8 protein-coding genes are annotated in these 16,954 nt (G+C 46.1%); 3 read left to right on the top strand and 5 right to left on the bottom strand.

Translation table 11 applies throughout. From position 1 onward, the window contains the following. Positions 1-1,337: 1,337 nt before the first annotated feature. The 3 genes from ACJJIV_RS14040 to ACJJIV_RS14030 are packed head-to-tail and all read right to left on the bottom strand — an operon-like array spanning position 1,338 to position 7,397. Positions 1,338-3,476, bottom strand: a complete 2,139-nt coding sequence (locus tag ACJJIV_RS14040; protein WP_444889362.1) for an ATP-binding cassette domain-containing protein — start codon at positions 3,474-3,476, stop codon at positions 1,338-1,340. Beyond that, positions 3,466-6,210, bottom strand: a complete 2,745-nt coding sequence (locus ACJJIV_RS14035) for an ATP-binding cassette domain-containing protein (protein ID WP_444889361.1) — start codon at positions 6,208-6,210, stop codon at positions 3,466-3,468. Before ACJJIV_RS14035 ends, ACJJIV_RS14040 begins: the two co-directional genes overlap by 11 nt. Beyond that, entirely contained in the window at positions 6,210-7,397 is a 1,188-nt protein-coding gene (locus ACJJIV_RS14030) for an HlyD family secretion protein (protein ID WP_444889360.1), read from the bottom strand. Before ACJJIV_RS14030 ends, ACJJIV_RS14035 begins: the two co-directional genes overlap by 1 nt. 1,123 nt (positions 7,398-8,520) lie before the next feature. Between ACJJIV_RS14030 and ACJJIV_RS14025 the strand changes: the two genes are divergently transcribed. Continuing rightward, positions 8,521-8,841, top strand: a complete 321-nt coding sequence (locus tag ACJJIV_RS14025) for a hypothetical protein (RefSeq protein WP_444889359.1) — start codon at positions 8,521-8,523, stop codon at positions 8,839-8,841. Between the two features lie 93 nt (positions 8,842-8,934). Here ACJJIV_RS14025 and ACJJIV_RS14020 read toward each other — a convergent pair whose 3' ends face one another. Then, positions 8,935-11,922, bottom strand: coding sequence for a TonB-dependent receptor (locus tag ACJJIV_RS14020; RefSeq protein WP_444889358.1), 2,988 nt, complete (start codon positions 11,920-11,922; stop codon positions 8,935-8,937). A 509-nt stretch (positions 11,923-12,431) separates the two neighbouring features. Continuing rightward, entirely contained in the window at positions 12,432-13,133 is a 702-nt protein-coding gene (locus tag ACJJIV_RS14015) for a glutamine amidotransferase-related protein (RefSeq protein ID WP_252083372.1), read from the bottom strand. A 362-nt stretch (positions 13,134-13,495) separates the two neighbouring features. Here ACJJIV_RS14015 and ACJJIV_RS14010 point away from each other — a divergent pair, with 362 nt between their 5' ends. Continuing rightward, on the top strand, positions 13,496-15,097 hold the full coding sequence (locus ACJJIV_RS14010) for an AbgT family transporter (RefSeq protein WP_252083373.1): 1,602 nt from the start codon (positions 13,496-13,498) through the stop codon (positions 15,095-15,097). A 737-nt stretch (positions 15,098-15,834) separates the two neighbouring features. Next, the gene (locus ACJJIV_RS14005) at positions 15,835-16,902 is read left to right on the top strand and encodes an AraC family transcriptional regulator (protein ID WP_444889357.1); all 1,068 of its coding nucleotides are present in this window, start codon (positions 15,835-15,837) and stop codon (positions 16,900-16,902) included. Positions 16,903-16,954: the final 52 nt, after the last annotated feature.

Here is a 16,954-nt window from a genome sequence, read left to right as displayed (position 1 = left end):
CACAATTTAAAATCGGAAATTTCCATACAACCAATTAAAAAGGCCCCTAGTAGTGAGTTGATTCAAGTATGAATTGACTGGTGATCATCGGGAATAAATCAAGCTCTTCCCTACTGGTCTAAAATGAAGAAAGGAGGGCAAAAGCTCATTGACAATCAAACACTTAATAATCATACCCCATGGGCTTTGTACTCAGGAGCACGATGAAAAGACCCGCCCTCCCACTATCCATCACTGAGTATTTGTTGAAGAAGGCTTCAATTTAGGGAAGAGTAAAGAGTTTTCTTACAAGCCTAGAGAAATATCTGCAGCAACTGAACCATAAGTCTTTGCTCAACGGGAAAGGAGATTTCTCTAACTGCTGCTTTATATCAGAAAAAAGGAACCATGAAATCGGATAAATCAAGTTTGGTACGGACTTAGAGTGGATGATGGCAGCCAATAACAAAGCCATCCCACTGATAAACACCCTTATTTCGACATTACCTGCAGAAGTAAATTTATTACGCAAATTACCTGATAAACACAAAAATGCATCGCTTAGAGTATGACAAACCGGTAGACTCTTATCCTCCTAGAGATAGCCGCTGAGTCGCGGAATCGACCGCATCCGCCCACACAAGAGGGACAGAAAAACCTCAAGGCAATAAGATGGTAGGGAGCTCAAAAGATATGCCTGAAGCTGAAAATTGAGCAAACCCTTGCACAACTGAATAATTACTGTCATTTGACCACTAAATGAGAGAACTATTTAGCCCTGCTTCAAGATTCCCCCACCAGAAAAAATTAAACTTGCTCCGAGCAAGAAATAAAATCATCATCACCTTTTTGGCAGCCCTTCAGCTACACAAAAATTAGAAATAACTCTCAATTAAAGAGGAAGTAAAATTATTTACGCACATTAAAATTCCACAACAAACCAACATCCACCGCTTATAAAATAGCAGACTAGATTAGCACCTACAACCAGAAGAAAAATAAGGGGTTACTCACAAAAAACCACACCCTTATTAACCTCATAAGGGAGCAGCACAAAAAAACTTATGAAAAAACTATCAACTCCACACCTATTTCACCTACAGCGCTTCAAGCCCAAATAAAATCCCTCTAAGGCGAAAATCTATCTCCTCACCTTAGAGGATTAACTATTATGCGGCAGACATAGCCATAGCTTGGGGGGGAGGATCAATTCCTGTCATTGGTCCAGCTTGAATATCAGTCTCTATATACATATGCTTGCTCCTTTTAATAGTAAGGCAATAGTTGCATCCAACAACGGCGCTGGATAAACATAGCTTAACCCGCTTTATACCTGTCACACCACAATTAACCAAAAATTATGGGTGAGCGATCACAATTAAGCTATTCGAATAGTTTTGCACACAATGAAACGATCGTCTTAAATTATCTGGATCCAAAGCTGCAAAACTCTCATCCAATACCAACAACTCAGAATTCTGCAAAAGTGCCCGTGCAATAAATAAGCGACTCATCTCACCGTGAGATAATCTCCACCCCATTTCTCCAACCGTCTGCAACATCCCCGCAGGCATTTTTTTAATCAATGGGGTCAAACCTAATTCATCACAAATTTTATAGGCTCTACGAACACTTTCCATCTTTGGTGGCCATTCATCACCCATTAATAAATTAAATAAGAAAGAATCGCCAAGTACATGATTTTCATGGAATTGTGGCACTGATGCAATCAGTCTGCGCCAGTGCTCAGCACCAATACTGGTTCTATCGTACCCATTGATAAGCAAGATGCCCTCTCTCTGCTTTTGAATGCCGGCAATCACATTTGCAAAAGTAGATTTACCTGAGCCAGAAGCCCCCTGTAAAATTACTCGATCACCGGGATAAATACTCAGCTTACAGTTTTTTAAGACCGCCTTGTCTTGATTAGGGTAGTTAAAACTTAAGTCACGGATATAGCACAATGGCTGCTTGGACCCTTGTATGCCTGAATGAACTTTATTGGCCACTGAGATAGAGTTAGCGCCCCGCTTTAAAGCAGCCTCCAAGGAAAAGAGTTCACGTACTTTTTCCCAAGTTACCAGAGCACTGAGTCCACTGGAAAACCCTGTCATGCCTTTTAGTACTGCGCGATATCCAAGCAGTACCCCCCCAAAAGCCGCAGCAATTTGCCCACTCTCAGTATTGCTATTGACAAAAACAGGCACCAAGCCAGTTATACCCAATAGCAACCAGATACGTGGCAAAAATGCGACTATGCGAGTCATGCTGCCATCCATTGCCGTAGAACTTCGAAAATACTCTTCCAATTCCTGATCTTCCCCTCGGTGCCAATCTGAAGGTTTCTGCTGTGCCAATCGGGTCCGGTGGCCAAGCATTTTCTCAATTAGACGGTGGGTCATACTCAAACGTTGACCGGTCCAGTATTGACGAGCCAAATACTGGGCACGCCCTAGAGCGATGGCTATAAGTAAAAATAGGGTCAAAATCCCCAACGATATTGGAGTTCCAAGACTTAGCTGTAGCACCATGAAAGCCAATACCAGCTCTACACCACCGAGTAGTAGCATAAAGCTCGCCTGTAGCGCACTGGCTTCTATATTTTCTGCATCATAAACACGCCCAAGTATCTGTCCCGAACCCATATGGCGCACCTTGCCTGGATCTATTCGCAAAGCGCTGGCGAGTAAGCGCTGCTTCAATAGGGCACCGATTTCTAGCGATATGGAACCTTGTAACCGAGCAGTTAAGAGTGAAAGGGGGATCTGTGTTATCAGTAATAATACCCAGGCTACCAGCCAGCCACTATCTACATGGCCATCAAGAACAGCACGACCTATCAACCACCAGCTGGCTATAAACAAGAGTATTTGTATTGTGTGGCAGGTGATCATACTTAGAAAGCGCAAATGCTGGCGATGATGGCGCAGCTGCTGCCAAAAAGAGCGGTGGGAAGGCTGCCGCAACAACCAGCAATCATCGATTTCTAGCTCTACTAAATTTTCTCGTAATAATGCCTCTGTGGCTTTTTTACGCCGCCGCCCAACTATTTCGGCACTGTCCAGTAGACGTGCAATACGTTGACGCTGAGGTGTTTCTTGTGCGCTTGTTAGTGCTCTCAACACTTGACCTGAACGCAGCTTTACGACTTGTTGTGATGGCGTAAGAAGATGTAAAAAACGACGATTACCACCACACAAAGCGATGAAATATTCCTCCTCCGCAAAGCGCAAACGCAGTATGGCTGGTGCGGCCCGGACCAGCATCTGCTCCAACTCCCCATATTTGCAGGTAACTCGCTCAATATTTAGATCGAATGCTTCTGCCTGTAACTGTAAGCGCGCATCTGTATCCCCATACACTTGGGTATTGCTTTCGGGGTCAGGAACTGCAGGCTCAAGGCCGCTATGAAGAGCCAGGGCTTTCACTGCACCATCTAGCTGGACTGCAGGCCAACAGTGATGGCGCAGCTTGCTTATGGAAGCTTCAGGTTTCACTATGCACCTCTTGAGACTGCACAGTATCTCTATCTTGAGCCCGTTTTTTTATTGCAGATTGTAGCTCAGTAATTCGCCCTTGCTCCATACGCAGATGACGCCAGTCGGTACTTTGCCAACACTCTTGCCAGAGTCTCTTTTCCGCTGTGAGAAGTTGGGCATAACGAGATTCAGTTTGCGCTTCCAGATTTGTGGGTGCGTCATCCTCAATAATTTGCCCATCTTCTACCACCAATACGCGAGGAAAATCTTTGGTTTCTGAAATATCATGAGTGATGCAAATTAAGGTGGTGTCTTTCCATACTCGCCTCACACGAGCAAGTAAGCGCTGGCGTTGCCCGCGGTCTAGCCCGCGAAACGGCTCATCTAAAATGACACAAGCTGGAGACTCTCGGCCTAGAGCACGACCTAATCGCACGCGCTGCCCCTCCCCTCCGCTGATAAGCGCACCACTTTCCCCCAAGGTGCTCTGTAAACCATTCGGCAAGGAGGCAACTAGGTTTAATAGATCGGCCTGTTGTAGTGTTGGGAACAAGGAGGAAGAGGAGTCATTACCGTAGTGTAGGTTATCCAGTAAACTGCTATTCCAAAGTTGTATTGCAGGGTCGACCCAAGCACAACTTAGACGAAAACGACACAGTAATTCACCCTGTAATTTCTCGCCATTTAGCAATAGGATTCCACTCTCAGGGTTATGCCAACCCAACAATAAACCGGCCAAGCTCGACTTGCCAGCACCAGATGAACCAACAATGGCGACATGCTCCCCAGAGGCAACATTCAGATTAATATTCTTAAGAATACTTCTACCACTGGCTTTAACACTGACATTATCAAAACGAAATGATACAGGCACCTTTAAAGGTTGAACCCCTTCATCATTAAAAGGCTCTTCACTAGCACCAACCGTAACCGCTTGCAGCGGCTCTAAAGCTCTCAACAAGGTATTCCTATGACGAGGGTAGCTCCGCATTAACTGTGCGATATCTTCCCCCAGTGGCGGCAGTGCCAATACCCAATAAATAAGCAGAAGTAAGTAGGGACTTGCCCCCAGGATCTGAACACAGTAAATCACCAGCACACAAGTGAGAACCCCATTCACAATCAACTGCACCGCTTGGCTATTAAGCTGGAAACGCAAAGAGGAATAGCCTGCTTTAATCCACTCGCTAAGCAAACTTTCATGTTCACGGCGAACAGACTCTCCAGCACCGTGTGTACGAATTGGTATTACTCCCAGCAAGGCATCCATATAAAATCTAGCCAGAGCGCCAGTATGGGTCTGGACACGCATATTATAATCACTAAGTACTGGCTGAAATAGCAGAGGAATAACTACCTGTAACCCCGTTATTAATAACACCAAAGGCGCGGTAGTGGGCGCTATCCAAACGATACCAATAGCTGTTGCGAGCAGTGACAACCCTTTGAAGAGTATCCCTCCCCCCAGTAAAGGCAACTCTCTCAGAGCTGCTATACGATGACCTCTCTCTGCGGTATCTGAGGTTGGGCGGCTATGAAAGAAATGGTCTGGTATTTTCGGCAAGGCGGAAAGAAAGCGCATGCGAAAACGATTTTCCAAGTGCTTACCAATAATTAACTGCAGCTTGGTCATCGGCCATTGCACAAGTATGAGTGTCAACATAAATCCCAGTAATAAAGTGACAGCGCCGATTCTCTGCACCTCCGTAGCTAGTTCCGAGTGGATATCGATCAAACCTCGAAATAGCAGTGCCTCAACCATCACACCAAGCACCGCAGCAAACATCGCGAGCATCACGATACTCGGGGCAAGCAAACCATCCTCTCGCAAAAACTCCCATAACTGACGGAGTGGGCTTATTGACTGTACTTGTAAAGCTTTGCTTAGAGCCTCCGATTTAGGTTTGATTTCTTTCCTTTCACGTACTCCCTTTACGCTGACTATTACGGCGCCGCTAAACTCCAACAGCTCTGGTTCAAGCTCAACTGTGTCAACTTCTTCAGTACCGGGAGAACTGGAAGGGCGTACACACCAATAGCTCTGTGGCACTAGTTGATAAGCGTTAATCGTGTCTTCTGAAAAGTCACTTATCAGCCTTTGCAACAATGCACTTGTTTCTGCCCCTCGTCGTACCGCACCAGAGCCAACGAGCGCTGCCAACATTCTTACACTGGCATCTAGAAAAGCCAGTGAGAGCCAGTCCCCTTTCTTCAAGGCTTGCTCACACATTACTTCGCTGATGGATTTAGAAATTCTCAGCTGTTCCATCCGCTCTTGCAGGGGATTGATAAAATCTTTTCCTCCAGCCCAACTTCTCCACCCTTGCGGCGGAACGCGCATAGTGTGGATATGCAACTCATCGAGAAAGTGTCGCGCACTGGGCCAACGCCTTCCCGAGGCTGGGTCCATAACCTGCATAATTCCCCGGTGATTACGCCAAGCCACAACAAAGTGAGTATTACCATTGGGCAAGCGCACCACCACCAGCCCCGGCAAGTAGCCAGCTGAACCTAACAGCAAGTGATCCTTGGGCACGACCATCTGTGCCGCATCCAACCCCAGCTCAACCGCAATTTTCTCTAGGGTATTAATAGAAGTGCCGTCTACATCAGTTTGACAGGCATCACGCAGGTGGCCGTAGTGTACATTTACACCAAAGCCTTCAAGCAAGCTTTTAAGGGATGCAGGGCCACAATCCATATTGGAAGTTTGCACAACTTCGGGAACCAACCAGCGAACTTGTCCCTTCACTACAGGGTCTCCAACGAATTTACGCTACTTTCTGCTTGCCCTGATAAGAAGTCGCCAGCACTTTGCAATAGCAACTGGTATGGTGTCTTTACTCCAGTGGCAATCTCTACCCTTGCTGGTAGGTCATGCAATAGCGGCAACTGTGGGGGAATCTCTCCTCGGAGAGATAACTCAACGAGAATCTTTCCTTTTTGCACAGCACTAGCGACCCGCTCTACACGGGCCTGTAACTGACCATAACGCGCCCAGGAAAACCCATCTAATTTTACTCGCGCACTCTGCCCTGAACGAATATGTCCCAAAGCAAGGGCAGGAGAGAAAAACGCCTGTACAGTGATATTACCCTCAGCTTGTAGTGTGGCAATCTGTTGCCCTGCGACTAATACCTCCCCTTCCTGAATATCCGCCAGTGAAGCAAGCTTACCGGAGATAGGCGCACGCAGACGCTGTTCATCTACCGCCAAGGTGCTCTGCTGAATGCGAGTATCCACCTCCGCCAGCTGTCTTTGTAGATCTGCTCGACGCTGTTCCAATTCACTCATGGATAACTGGTACTCGCTAGCCAATTGCTCCCGGCGATCATGGGTTGCTCTTATTGCCGCTTTCGATGCGAGGGTGGCCATGGCCATTTGCTGATAGGTACGTTTAGCTGCAAGGTAATCAAGTTCAGAGCTTTGCTGTTTCTTCAGCAAACGTTCATAGCGCTCCGCCACATCTGCCTGAATCTGCTGGTTGTTTATCTGAAGTTTATGCTGTTCTTGGAGTAGTTTCAGCTGATCACTTAAAGCCTTGTCGTCTTCAGTAAATTTTTTATCCCGTAAACGCTCCTCTCGCTCTATTCCCAGTAATTGATCCGAGAGGCTCTGAGATACTCGAAGATCACCATCTAGATCCAAATCAAATGCCCTGGTATCCAGCTCTATTAGCAAGTCTCCTTCTCTCAAGGTATCTCCTAGCGAGGCAGTAATAGCAACTACTCTTCCTGTACTCTGGGTGCTGACATGTACAGTATTCTGCTCTTGTTCAAGTCTCGCCTGGTCACTAACGCTATAAACTGTGATTTCTTTAAAAAAAAACCATATCCCCCAGCCCAGCAATAGAAATACCCCTAATGTGCTTATCAGCGCTAGAAAGTAGATTGAGTCGGAGTTGATCGCGCGGGAAGTTTGAATAAACGGTGTTGGCAATACGATTCACCCTGTTTGTACCAGTTAAGGCGAGAAAGATATTCATTGTATTTATGCGAAACCAGTGTGATCTGTGAGCCGCGGCGCCAAATCTAATTCTCTATTATCTGATAGTCAAATTCGAAGAAATTTTACTTACTGGAGAAGTTTCACATCCCGATCAAATCTGTGATAACAGCTCAAGCAGGCCTGGAAATACCTAAAAAGGCAAGGGCTGATAACTCACCCCTCTTTAGATATTTGAAATGTGAAATTAGGATATCAAGCAATACCTCTGGGGCCATCTGAGGACTTCTACGCTCTATACCGAGTAGATAGACGATAAAATTACAGCCAATTACAAAAAGCCTAGTACTGATACACGGTCTGTTTCATAGTGGTTGGTACTGATCTAAAGTCAATCAAAGGCTCGCGCTGGGTCTTTAGCCTAACCCAAACAGGCCTAGGTGAGTGCCAACACCTCCTTTCCACTAAGGTGGGTATCAGTACTTTCTTTGACGATATAGTCAACCTGATAGCATGGGAGGATTTACAAGAAATACCGGTAGTGGGGCAGCGTCTTGGTGGGATCACAGCCTCCGCTTTAGCTGATAAATTAAGAGACCGTATTCAGTACTTGATTTATCACAATGTTGCTATCGCTCAGGTGGGCCATTGCTTGTATGAATAGCTGCCATGAAAACAGGGCCCAGAGATTGGCTAGTAGCCTATTAGTTCGGGAAACCCAATGTTTTATGACTACCTCAGCCTCCAGTTTTGATATAACAAATCCGAATGATATAGCTTAGGCAGAGAGCCACCTTACCCTATCCAGTTAAAACTTATCTAGACTCTGTAAATATATCGAAGTTTGTTGAATCAGGGTTAGATTGCACTTACATCGCATACAGTAAAATTCTACATCCCTCTCTTTAATTAAGCAGACAATGGCAAAGACCTAAAACAACAGAAAAATTAAATATACAGCAATAGACACAGCGCCCCATTAATTATCCTGATATTGCTAGCGACCCCTAAAAGATTTGTAAAATTAGCAGCTTATTTTTTAACAGCTACACTAACTGTATATTAGCTGCACGAAGAAGCGAGAGCCTCTTCAATAGAGATACTAGGAATCCCGCATATGTCCAGCTGTAAAATATTTGTAGAAGTCTCGAAGATAATTCCTGACTCTACAGCCAATATCTTTAATGAGATAGTGACCAAGCGCTTGGAAGCAGAGGGAGAAAAAATTCCAGTTGTCGTGATCGAATCCAAGCAGGTTGAGCCGGCCGGTTGTTATATCGAAATTCTCTGTAATAGAACACCTCATCGCACTCATGAGGTGATACAAAGCATGGCCATTGAGCTTGACAATACGGCTAGAAGGATATTTCAGATTGACGAACCTATCGGAGTAAGGATTCAAATGGTGGATGATGATTTTTTATCCAGCATAAACTAGGCCTTGAGAGTAAACATGAACACTCTCGATAAAGGAGGCCTTCTTTTTATAGAAGACCTCCCGCAAAAAATATCAACTTACAATAAGTTTTAGCTAGAACCTAGCACTTGCCCCAAAGCGAAAATACCGAGGGACTTGATATTCTTGATTTACCCCCCAGCTTGGATCTAACACACCGGGACTTGACTCAGCAAACTCATAAACCTCTGTTTCAGCATCCGCATCAAGAAGGTTAAAGACCTCAGCTCTAAGCTCCACATCAGCCAAACCAATGCGAGTACTATAGACAAGGGATAAATCTATCTGATTGACCCAGCTAGTTCGCCCTCTACTGCCTCGACTTGTCTTAATAAGATTTCCATTTGAGTCAGTCACATAATAAGTATCTCCATAAGCCGGGGTTCCATTGGGATGGCCAGCACCAAAGGAGTTAATTGGGCGTCCTGATTGCAAAAGAAAATTAGCCCCCAACAAAAGACTCTCCATCACCTGATAGTTCCCATAAATTTTTATTTTATGAGTACGATCATTTGGCAAATATCCGTTGGCTCCATCCATCAACTCAGGGAAATCAAAATCTTGGGTAATCCCAGCATCATCCTGGGCGTTGTCCGACTTAACGTACCCCTCACTATTCCCCTTACTCTGAGACCAGGTGTAACTCGCACTTAAACCCCAAATACCATCAAAGGCGTGCTTCGCGGAAAATTCTAACTCCTTATAAGTCCTTTTGGCCTCAGGATAGTTAAGCAGTTCAGCCGAAAATGTTGTCATTTCCAACTCACCCGTTCCATAACGATCGTAAGGTATGGTGATATCACTTCCCGGGTTTGCAAGCACATAACCATGGCCATCACCAGTGTGCTCATATCCCAAAGCATCTACCGCATGGTCAATACTCACATCATCAATATGTGATTTTAAATCACGATAGGTAGCTTTAATTCCCAATGTCCAGTCATCCGCAAAAAGCCTCTCATAACCAAGAATAAACTCATCCTGATACATAGGCTTGAGGTCTTTATCCGAGAGCTGAGCACTATCCGGCACATTACCACCTGAAGTTACCCTTGCAGAGCCAACTTCTTCAGATGTAGGAACACCATCGGCACCCACATTTGTAGGGGCATATGTCTTCGGATCGTATTCGCCATCAAAAATGAAATACCTTTCAAATCCCAATTCACCGCCAGATAAGCGCACATTGGTATTGGAAGCGATAGGCATAAAGTAACGACCCCAATTGCCATATACTCTGGACTCGCCATCACCACCTGGATCCCAAGAGAAGCTTAACCGTGGCGCCCACTGATCATCAATTTCAATAAAGGTATCGCCTTCTCCATTAAAATTAGAGAAAGTTTCATTACGAATTCCTGCACTTAAAGTAAGTGTATCCGTAATATCCCAGGTATCTTCGATATAAAAAGCTTTTGACTCAACCTCAAAGTCCCCTTCTACATCGCCAACCCGATAAGAGACTATATGAACAAGAGAGCCATCTCCATTTACATTGTCAACCACCGTGCCATTGGGAAGCTCTTTACCAGGTTTATATGAATCATAAGTGTAAAACACTCCCCCATCTTCCCTAAAACCTGTTCCAGAATAAGTTTCTTTAGACGAAGAGGAGTTAGTTTCCTGATCGTAGCCGAAGCGTATTGTGTGATCATTAATCACCCACTCAAAATCGATACGATCAGCTACCCTTTCATCACCTCCAGACTGAATTCTAGAGCTAGCTTGACAGCCAGGTCTGTCATCCGTATTTCCAGGTAAAGCACCGGCACTAAAGTCCCTTACATACGGGCACTCCATATCAGTTGTACTAATTGTAGTAAGTGAGTATTCATTCTGGCCATGGAGCATAGAAATACTGAAATTATCTGTTATCTGACCATCATAGCGAACCAGCCAGTTATCTCCGCCACGCTTATCCCACTTAGTGCCCGTATACTCTTTTTTATCTCTATTAAAATAGTCGTAATTGAATTGATCATTTTCCCTGGTGCGTTTGTCTGAAAACTGCATATAAGAGAGGATATGATTATCAGTTACATTCCAGGTTAAATTGACTCCCCAGAAATCATCATCAATACTTCTATCGTTGTATCTGCTTGGACTTCCTCTTGTAGTGAATTCTTCAACCGTTTCCTGCTGTTCGTAAAGGGCATAGAAAAATAATTTATCCGGAATGATAGGGCCACTAACATAATAATCTGTTGTGTACTTGGACTGCTCATTTTCCGAATTTAAGTCATAGAGAGTCCCATCTGCAGAGAGAGAGTCGGGTGCTTCTGAACGCAAGGCTGCTGGCTCATAATAGGCGACCACACCATATTCAAATTCGTTGCTGCCTTTCTTGGTAACGGCGTTGAACACTCCCCCCAAAGAACGACCAAATTCAGCGCTATACCCCCCGGTTTTTATTTGGAACTGATCATAAAATTCAAAAGGTACCGATGATCCACCCAACCCGTTACGGAAATTAGTGACATTGAGACCATCAATGTAATAAGCGTTTTCTCCTACGGAAGCCCCCCCAAACGATATAAGATCCTTATCTTCACCAAACCCAGAATCACCTAAAACAGTACCAGGAGCCAATAAAGCAACCGATTCAATATTACGAGCAACCGGTAACATCTCTATATCTGACAAGCCAATATTCAGTGCAGATTCTGCCGTGCCAGTGCGGATCTGGGGAACCGCCTCCCCCACTACAACCACCTCCTCCAGATCTCCCAATATCAACGGTATATCCAACTTGGTGGAGCTACCTATTGAAACGGCAACGGCTTCAACCACCGCGGGCTGGTAGCCATCTTTCTGAACAGTCACCTTATAGATGCCTGTGGGCAAATTCACCCGGAAGTCACTATCCTCACCCGTGGACATAGTCCTTCTAAAGCCATTTTTATCATTTTCTATAATAATTGTAGCGCCACTCAGATCGTTACCACTGCTACCGATAACCGTCCCATCAATAGACCCATTCACGTTGCCTGCTGCCAACGCTTGCCCCCCAATAACCGGCAAGCTAATAGATGCAGCCAGCAGCACCCGCTTGAAGTTCTTCATAAAGCCATCCTTTTGATTATCAATAAATTTATAATTTATTATTTACAAGCTTTACTTAAACCGATGATCGTCCCCCAGCGACCTCATTATCAACTCTAATAAAATATTGATTCAACCAACCAAAACAGCCATATTATTCCCCTTCAAACAGTCAACACAACAGGCATAAAAATTTATTTAAAATGAAAAATATTATTAACGCCACAAAATCGACCCCTATAACCTCCACAACAAAAATAAATTAATAAAATGATTTAAAAGCATTAAAAGCGACGCAAATAAACACACAAACAGGACTTCAAAATCATCACGAGAGAAAAAGAAAGGGAGGCAGAGATAGTCCGTCTCAGGTCTAAATCAATAAACGAGAAGATTTTACTAAATCATCAGAAAGATGATCATCAATTCATCTTGTCAATTTAAGAATAAGAAGGAAGAAGGAAGAAGGAAGAATATTTAAAACTAGATGGCGAACTCAAGGGGCAGTATTATCTACCCCTTGAATAAAGCTACTTGCGTAAAAACTCCAGCATCCATTTTGCAACCATATTCTCGTGAATATCGTTTTGCAGGGAGGCCTGGCCCTTTTCCACCACATCTGTACCAAAAGCTTCTCGACGTAACTCCATCAGGCTATTGGAATAAGGTTTGGTAAACTCCGGGTGGGCCTGGAAGGTGAGCATGTGGTCATCAACCTGGAGCATAGCCATTGGGCAGAACTCGCTGGAAGCCAGCACTCGACCGCCGGGAGGAAGGGTATCTACTTGGTCCTGGTGAGTAACCAACAGGTTGAAGCTATTCGTAGGCTCCGACATCCAGGAGGGGGTTTCCTGCATTTCATAGGAATGCACTCCCAAACCCCAACCTTTATCAGATTTGCGAGCCCTTCCACCCAGTGCCTGAGCAATCAGCTGATGACCAAAGCAGATTCCAATAGTTGGCTTTTTTTGGTCATGCAGCTTGCGCACAAAGTCCATCAGTGGAGGAATCCATTCCTTGTCATCATAGACACCGGTTTTACTGCCGGTAATCAGGTAGGCATCCACCTCATCGACCTGGGCCGGGTACTGGCCGTGCTGCACTTCATAGGTGGAGAACTCCAGTGTGGGGTCCTGGCTGCGCAATAGATCTGCGAACATCTCCGGATATTCACCGTATTCGCCCACCAGCTCCTTGCGCACATCGTCGGTTTTTAAAACTCCAATCTTCATTATTTCACCGCTGGGTTGACTGCTGAGTTTTCGGATTATGGCATATTCGGGAATGCAAAGGCGGCTAGTCTGTCACTTGAACAAGTCATCTAAAACGTTAAATACCAGCTCTCAAGCTTCTATTCGATACGCATAGGCGCTTTTCATTTCCCGCCGCCTGCCAATATAGCCCTCTTCCACGTAGGGCTTTTTACTTTCCGACTTTGCCGACCCGCTAACCAAGAACATTCCGATGCGGGCATTCTTACCTAAAGGACTTTTGTGTATGATCGCGCACTTAGCACATTTTTCAGCCAATTATTGGGCTAACGGGTATCCCAGAGGCAATTAGGGCTACTCGCCAACTAAATTGAGGACACACAATGACCACAACGACCTCCCCCAGCGACCAGCAGGATAGCCCGCCCGGACGCAAAACGGCCTTTACCCGCTTCCTGGATGTGGTGGAATGGCTCGGCAACCTGCTCCCCCATCCCATTACGCTCTTTGCGCTCTTTGCTGTGGGTGTGGTGATTCTAAGCGGTATAGCCTCCTATTTTGGCCTTTCTGTGGCAGACCCACGCCCGGTGGGCGCTGCGGGACGCGATCCCGATGGGGTAATTGAGGTCTTCAATCTATTAAGTGGCGACGGCCTCCGGATGATCGTCACCGGTCTAGTGAATAACTTTACTGGCTTCGCGCCACTGGGTACCGTTCTCGTAGCCCTTCTTGGAGTAGGTATCGCCGAGCACTCCGGGTTGTTGAGTGCCGCCGTTCGCGGCTTGGTGCTGCAAGCCTCCAAGCGCACAGTCACCGTGATCGTGGTATTCGCCGGCATCATCTCCAACACAGCCTCTGAACTTGGCTATGTGGTACTTATTCCTCTCGCCGCCATGATCTTCCACTCTCTTGGCCGCCACCCACTCGCCGGTTTAGCGGCAGCCTTTGCTGGAGTATCTGGAGGCTACAGTGCTAACCTGCTACTGGGCACGGTGGACCCACTCCTATCGGGAATCACCGAATCTGCAGCCCATATGATTGACCCAACTTATAGCGTTGGCCCGGAAGTGAACTGGTTCTTTATGATCGTCAGCACCTTCCTGATCACCATTGTTGGCAGCTGGGTCACAATGGCCATCGTTGAACCCAAGCTGGGTAAGTACGATCCCAATGAGGCCTCCGTTGATCTCAGTCAGGACAAACTTGGTACGCTTACCGACGATGAAAAACGCGGCCTTAAGTACGCTGGCCTTGCGGTTCTGGCTGTCTCAGCGGTATTTGCCCTGACGGTTGTGCCTGAGTGGGGAGTGTTGCGTAACCCGGAAACTGGCCTGGTAGCCGGCTCGCCGTTCCTGAAAGGTATTGTGTCTCTTATCCTGGTGTTCTTCGCTATCCCCGGCTTTGTCTATGGCAAGGTGGTGGGCACCATGAAGAATGACCGTGATGTCATTGATGCCATGGCCAAAAGTATGAACAGCATGGGTATGTATATCGTGCTGGTATTTTTCGCCGCGCAGTTCGTCGCCTTCTTCAAGGTGACCAACCTGGGGACTATCTTCGCCGTACTGGGCGCCGATGCCCTGCAGAGCATCGGCCTGACAGGCCCGCTGCTATTCCTGTTCTTTATCATGATGTGCGGATTTGTGAATCTGATGCTGGGTAGTGCCTCAGCACAGTGGGCCGTTACCGCTCCAATCTTTGTGCCGATGTTGATGCTGCTGGGCTATGCGCCTGAGGTGATACAGGCTGCTTATCGAATTGGCGACTCGGTTACCAATGTCATTACCCCGATGATGAGCTACTTCGGTCTGATCATCACCTTCGCCGCCCGCTATAAAAAAGATCTGGGTATGGGAACACTGATCGCCACAATGATCCCCTACTCCATCTTCTTCTTTGTTGGCTGGACTGCATTGTTCTATATCTGGGTATTTGCCCTGGGCCTCCCTGTTGGTCCCGGTGCAGCAACTTATTATGGTGGCTAAAACCCACTTATTGAAAAGGCCCGCTTTTTAGCGGGCCTTTTCAATTGTGAAAGAAATATGCACATTTAAGCTCAATTCTGTAATTGAAAGATCTCGAGCGTCTCATCTAATCCTCCACGACCCCTGATATAATTGGTACCATTGAGCCAATATTAAATTTTTTCTCCGTCCAGACTAAAAAATTTATATTCCCAGTGACGCAGTCGTCATAAAACAAAAAATACTTAAATTAAAAATTTAGGGATAAAATACCTAAAAAACAACAATAAAAAGATTTATTTCCCATGCGACCACTTCCGGGAAGTACCCCCAAGTTATCTTTGGCCTTTAAAACACCTAAATAAAACGAGTAACATTACGCAGTAATAACGTTTTGCGGAGATCGATACGCGGATTATCGCCAGCATAGACCTGCCCTGATCTAACTATCATTCATTTTTCCGCTCAGGACGAGCACCGTGGTTGTGCCCTACCTTGCCCTTTTGAAGGGTAAAGATTGCTATTGCCCTCCATTACCGACATTACAGGACGTCGACACAGAGCAGGCCCTGGCCAGAGCGACTGTCCTTTAAACCAGTCGTAAAGAAGCCTTCACTAGATAAACAGTTTGAGCCATATGGCTCTTTTTTATCTTTGGCGTCCGCCCAGATCCGATCTATTCCGCTGGATTAACCCTTCTCCACCTGGGAAATGTATAAAAGTAATTTTTTCCAGGGGATTCACAGGATTTATAAAAATTGACTCAACAAATAAGAACGACCCTGTTAACAGGCTTTTACGAGTTGGTGAGCCAATTAAAAGGTAGCCCTGAAGCTCTGCTGATCAGTTCCCGTATTAACCCCCACCAGGTTGAGAGCCTTGATGGGTATCTGGCACTAGATCAAGCGGCTGAGCTGCTGAACAAGACCGCTAGCCAGTTGAACTGCGCCGACTTTGGACTGCGTCTTGCCTACAGTCAGGGGGCTGCCGCACTGGGTTCTCTTGGGGCTGCTGTACTACAGTCCCTTACTTTGGGTGAATTCCTTAACACAGCGATAAAACAGCTAGGCAATTCTCCCTATAATCTGCGAGTTGAACTGACAAAAAAGGGGAAACACACGCATCTAAGTTTTCTGTGTATCGATGACCTGGAAGCTCAGCTTGCCGGGGACGCTCCTCTCCCCCAGCAACAATCCCGCGAGTTTCTACTCGGTGTTTCATTGGTAGCTCTACAACACCTTTGTGGGAGTAATTTTCAGCTGGAAAGTGTTCACCTAAAAACCGAGCGCCCCGTACATGACCATTACGAAAACTTCTTTGGGGTTCCCGTACACTTCGGCAAGGAAACTGATGCACTTATCCTGAATAGCAGCTCCCTGCTGCAACCTACAGAGAAATGCAATCCCAGCCTGCGTCCACTATTGAAAACCTATATCGAAGAGCTTCTGCAAAAGGGGGAAGCCAGTTTGGTGGAACAGGTGCAGCAGCTGATTTATTGCCTGATGCCCTTAAAAAGGTGCAGCCTACAAGAAGTAGCCAATCAGCTGGGTATGCACAAGCGTACCCTACAGCGCAGGCTGAGGGACCGGGAATTGGTATTTGAGGATCTTTTGGATCGCATTCGCCGGGAGCGTGCCGAGTATTATTTAAGCGGTAAACAACCCCCCATGTCGCAGATTTCGGATATGCTGGGCTATCGCGAACAGAGCTCTTTCAACCGCGCCTGTTATCGCTGGTTTGCCACCACCCCAATGCGAGTCAGACGCCAGCTGATGGCACAGATAGTAGCCCGCGAAGCCGCACAAGAGTTGGCTGAAGTCGAATAAGTACTGCTGACAAGAGGCTTTGGCTGCGTAAACCCTGCTTCAGCTAAAGTCT

This window comes from Microbulbifer mixtoriginis (SeqCode) (assembly GCF_052466765.1).
The sequence above is the reverse complement of the archived record's forward strand: the minus strand, read 5'-3'. Positions and strand labels throughout refer to the sequence as shown.